Annotated in this window: 5 protein-coding genes and 1 pseudogene; 3 read left to right on the plus strand and 3 right to left on the minus strand. The window is 66.0% G+C overall.

Annotated elements, in window-relative coordinates; all coding sequences use genetic code 11:
• A pseudogene (locus ACFHWS_RS28265) lies at nucleotides 1-296 on the plus strand (hypothetical protein); the annotation flags it as partial.
• Nucleotides 297-359: 63 nt separating this feature from the next.
• On the opposite strand, the gene ACFHWS_RS28270 reads toward ACFHWS_RS28265, so the two are convergent.
• Together ACFHWS_RS28270 and ACFHWS_RS28275 are read right to left on the minus strand one after the other, a co-directional pair.
• The gene (locus ACFHWS_RS28270) at nucleotides 360-1232 is read right to left on the minus strand and encodes an ABC transporter permease (protein WP_416569548.1); all 873 of its coding nucleotides are present in this window, start codon (nucleotides 1230-1232) and stop codon (nucleotides 360-362) included.
• 48 nt (nucleotides 1233-1280) lie between these two features.
• Nucleotides 1281-2387 (minus strand): ABC transporter substrate-binding protein, encoded by a 1107-nt coding sequence (locus ACFHWS_RS28275; protein ID WP_416569549.1) that lies wholly within the window; start codon nucleotides 2385-2387, stop codon nucleotides 1281-1283.
• A 146-nt stretch (nucleotides 2388-2533) separates the two neighbouring features.
• Here ACFHWS_RS28275 and ACFHWS_RS28280 point away from each other — a divergent pair, with 146 nt between their 5' ends.
• Nucleotides 2534-3166, plus strand: coding sequence for a GntR family transcriptional regulator (locus tag ACFHWS_RS28280; RefSeq protein WP_416569550.1), 633 nt, complete (start codon nucleotides 2534-2536; stop codon nucleotides 3164-3166).
• A complete protein-coding gene (locus ACFHWS_RS28285) occupies nucleotides 3166-4248 on the plus strand; it encodes a tartrate dehydrogenase (RefSeq protein WP_416569551.1) in 1083 nt (360 codons plus the stop codon). Before ACFHWS_RS28280 ends, ACFHWS_RS28285 begins: the two co-directional genes overlap by 1 nt.
• A 28-nt stretch (nucleotides 4249-4276) precedes the next feature.
• Here ACFHWS_RS28285 and ACFHWS_RS28290 read toward each other — a convergent pair whose 3' ends face one another.
• Nucleotides 4277-4462 carry a DUF397 domain-containing protein gene (locus tag ACFHWS_RS28290; protein ID WP_416569552.1) on the minus strand — a complete coding sequence of 62 codons (186 nt, stop codon included), beginning with the start codon at nucleotides 4460-4462 and terminating at the stop codon, nucleotides 4277-4279.
• Nucleotides 4463-4596 lie beyond the last annotated feature (134 nt).

A 4596-nucleotide genomic window follows, 5' to 3' on the forward strand; every position in this document is an offset into this window, starting at 1 on the left:
CAGAGGGCACTTTCTACATCCGGGGTCCTGCCGGTCCAACCTTCATCGGTGGATCGAGGCTGAGGGGGCCCCGGCGCAGCAATGCGCCGGGGCTACCCGACGAGATCTTCTTCGGGATCATCACCCGCCAGGTCATCCGCCGCGGCACCTTCACCTCCGTGCCCGACCTGACCGCCGCGATCCGTGCGTTCATCGACGGCTACAACCAGCGATGCAAACCCTTCGCCTGGACCAAAACCGCCGACCAGATCCTCACCAAAGCCAACCGCAAAAAGACTTCAGACACGGGACACTAGCGCGGTCACCCGAGGGCTCACCAACGACGTCGTTGTGGTGCGGGTCGGTGTCGAGACCATGGGCTAGCCTCCTGTGCCGTAGAGCCCCTGCGGGGCGATCTTGCGTTCAACCCAGCGGCCGAGCGCCATCAACAGCAGTCCTTCGGCGACCACCACGGCCACCCCGGCGTAGACCACATCGGCTTGGAAGAAGCTTCGTGCCTCCATGACCAGTCCGCCGATCCCAACGGTGGTGAGCGTCAATTCGACGATCACCATCCCTACCACGCCCCGGGACACGGCTACCCGGAACGCGCCGCCGAGAGCGGGCAGTAGGCCCGGTAGAATCACCTTTGCCCACAGTTGCCACCGGGTGGGGGCGAACGCCGCCGCCATGTCGATCAGGTTGGCGTCGACGATCCGGGCTCCCGTGCGTACCAGGGAAACGACTAGTGCGAAGGCGAAGAGAAAGACGACGACGGACCGCGCCGTCAGACCAAGCCCGAACACGATGATGACGATCGGGATCAACGCGATAGTCGGAGTGGCCAGATCGATGTCGATGTACACGCCGAAGATCCGGTTGAGCAGTGGCGAGCGGCCTAGCGCGATTCCGATCGGCACGCCCACGGCGAGGGCGACCGACGTGCCTATCAGCAGCGCCTGGTTACTGCGCCAGAGCGCTGGGCCGAGTTCGCCCGACAGGGCTAGGTCCCAGGCGGCGGCGACGATCGCAGTCGGCGTCGGAAACAGGATCGAGTTGCTTATCTGCGCCGCGATCTGCCAGGCGAGCAGTAGCGTAAGCGGGCTGACGATCCGGAGCACCTTGACGGTGCGGGTCGTGCCGTGTGGGCCGTTGTCGGGTGTCGGTCCCCGCCGGGGCCGCCGCTGGCGCGGCAGCCCCGGCGTCTGCGACGCCGTCGACGATGTGGCGCTGATGGAGCTCGGCGCGGTCATCTGCGGCTCGCTCTCCTTTCCGGCTACGCAGTGCGGGCAGCTGGCGGACTACTCGATCATCGATTCGGCGACCTGCCAGATCGACGGGTCGATCAGCTCCGAGCCGGACGGGAAGCCGTCGTCGGGTTCGATCTGTTCGGTTTCAATCATGAGGTCGACCTGCTGGTCGACCGTTTCGGCGGCGACACCCATGTCTTCGAAGAAGAGCGACAGCAGCACCTCGGCACTCGGCGAAGTGGTCACCTCGTGGTAGGCGAGCCACTCGTCGAGCACGGCTGGGTTGTCAGCAAGTTCTCGTACCGATTCGGCGTGGTGCCGTTGGAACTCCTCCAGGAACACTCTGGTCTCGTCGTCAAAGCTGGCTTCGTTGTATGTCAGGACGGTGTCGAGTAGGAACGGGTACTCGTCCAAGGGGCGGTAGAGGACGTCGAATTCGCCCTGCTCGCCCTGCTCGGTGACTTCCTCGTCGAAGCCGATGGAGACTGCGGTGGCGTCGAGTTCGCCGGCTACCAGCGCTTCGACCCGTACGGCGGAACCGGTCATGGTGATGAACTGCGGTTCGACGTCGGCGTCGAGCACCCATAGCCGGGCGGCGAGGGTGCCGGCCGAGATCGGGGCCTGGTAGGCGACCCTCTTGCCGTCGAGGTCTTGCGGGCCGGTGATGTCCGTGCGGCCTACGATGGTGAAACCGAAGCGGGAGCCGCCGCCGAACACCCGCAGCGGGACCCCGCCGGCGACGGCGGCGAGCACTGTAGGTAGCGCTACGTTTATCGCGTCCGACTCGCCTTGGACGAGCGACTGAACGACGCTCTCGTTCGCCTCGATGAAGCGGGCCTCGACGTTCCAACCGTCGGCCTTCATCGCCTCGGCCGCCCGTACTGTGGGCATCTTGGCGACCGTGAAGTCGAGGCTCTTGCCGTCGACCACGACGCCGGGACCGCTGGTGGTGACGACCCAGGTCTTGTCACGAGCCTTGGCTGATTCGAGTACCGCATCGCGGCCTTCCTCGGCGATCGAGCCGCCGTCGCCTCCACCGCCGCAGGCGGTCAGGAGCAACGCCGTGCTGAGCAGGGCAGCGGTGGCACGCCAGCCGAGTTGTCGCCGTCGGCTGGTGGGGCTACCCGGGCATACTTGAGTAGATGTGTTCTTATCCATCCCACTGTTCCTTCTCAATCGGTCGAACTTTTTGGGACGGTGCGTGACGCCGGAGAAGTCGGGCGGCTAGGCGGATGCGCCGGAGGGACTTTCGTCGCCGGAGACCACTTCGTTCTCGATGAGCTTCCAGACCCGGTACCCGGATCATCAACGGCGACTACCAGCCTGGTGACCGGCTGGTGCTGCGGCGCATCGCGTACGAGTACGACGTCAGCGAGATCCCGGTACGCGAGGCGATCCGAATGTTGGAACGCGACGGCCTCGTGGAGATGATTCCGTACACCGGTGCCCGGGTCATCACGCTCTCCCCGCAGAAGATCCGCGAGTCACTGTTCGTCCGTGGTCACTTGGAGAGCATCGCCACTGGCTTGGCGGCCGACCTACTCACCGAGAGCCAACTCGACGAGCTGGATGCGATGATCACCGCGATGGAGACTGCGGCGGTGGGTCAGTCCACGGTCGACTACGCGGAGATGAACCGCACCTTCCACGGTTTGATCAACACGGCCAGCGGGAACCAGGTGCTGTACGACACCCTCGCCGATCTGGAAGGCGCGCAGGTCGGATTTCAGGCCCTGTTCCGGCTCCGGCCACACCGGTTCGAAGTGTCGCTTCAGGAGCACAAGGAGATCCTCGGCCACTTGCGGGCCCGTGACGCCAAGGCCGCCAGCGAAGTCGCGCTTCGGCACAAACTCGGTGCATCGGCCGAGCTGGAGGCGTTCTTCCTCGAGCACACCGTCCGACCGATCGAACCGACGAAGGAAAAGGCGACCGCGTGATGTCGCGTCGATACGACGTCGCCGTAATCGCCGGCGACGGGATCGGGCAGGAGGTGGTGCCGGCGGCGATCACCTGCCTCGACGTGGTCGCCGAACGGCACGGCTACACCGTCGACTGGCATGCGTACCCGTGGGGCTCCACCCACTTCCGTCAGCATGGCCGGATGATGCCGGCCGACGGCATCGATCAGCTACGCAGCCACCGTGCGATCTTCCTCGGTGCCGTCGGCGACCCGGAGATCCCGGACGCTGAGACGTTGTGGGGGTTGCTCATCCCAATCCGGCGTCACTTCGACCAGTACGTCAACCTACGACCGGTCCGCTCGTTGGTCAGTGTCCCCACCCGCGTGGTCAACGCCGGCGACATCGACCTCGTCATCGTGCGGGAGAACGTCGAAGGTGAGTACAGCACCGTCGGTGGCCGGATCTATCCCGGCGACGCCCGCGAGGCTGCGGTCCAGCAGACGATATTCACCCGCATCGGGGTGGAACGGGTCGCCAGGTTCGCCGGGGAGCTCGCCGCCCGCCGCCGGGGGCTGGTCACCTCCGCGACGAAGTCGAACGGCATCATCCACACCATGCCGTTCTGGGACGAGGTCGTCGGGCAGACTTTACGTGAGGTGCCCGGTGTACGGCTCGACAAGGAGCTTGTCGACGCGCTCGCCGCCAAACTCGTCCGCGACCCGGCGTCGTTCGACGTGATCGTCGCGTCTAACCTGTTCGGCGACATCCTGTCCGATCTCGCCGGTGCCGCCGCTGGTTCGATCGGCATCGCCCCGAGCGCCAACCTCAACCCCGAACGGGCGTTTCCGTCGATGTTCGAACCGGTGCACGGCTCCGCCCCAGACATCGCCGGTCAGGGCGTCGCGAACCCGATCGGGCAGATATGGGCCGGCGCCCTGATGCTGGAACACCTCGGTGAGTCGGCCGCCGCCGCAGAACTCATCGCTGCGTTCGAGGCCTGCCTTGCCGCCGGGGTACGGACCCGGGACCTCGGCGGCACCGCCGACACTCGAGAGTTCACCGATGCCGTCGTTGCTCACCTGCGGGCGCTTCCTGCACCGCTGATTGCGTCCGCCTGACTCGTCCGACCCGCCGGGCGGGGGCTGGTCAGTGGTGGTGCTTGGTCAGCTCGACGAAGGAGCGCCAGGCGGACGGGCCGAAGGCCAGGGTGCCGCCGTCGCGGTCCTTGGTGTCCCGGACCAGCACCCGGCCGGGCAGGTTGTCGGCCACCTCGACGCAGTTGCCGGATGAACCGTTCGACCGCGACGACTTCCGCCATGCTGGTTCATTGATCACTGGATCATCCCTAACATCAGGTCTCGGGTCTGGTCGGCGGACAGCGCCAACTCGTTGACTGCCTCCCAGACTAGTGCCGCGTCAGGCAACGTTGGCCCTGTTGACTACCTCGCGTAGGCGTTCGTCGGCGG

Origin of the sequence: Micromonospora sp. LOL_013, assembly GCF_048060315.1 — a bacterium.
Lineage (GTDB): Bacteria > Actinomycetota > Actinomycetes > Mycobacteriales > Micromonosporaceae > Micromonospora_E.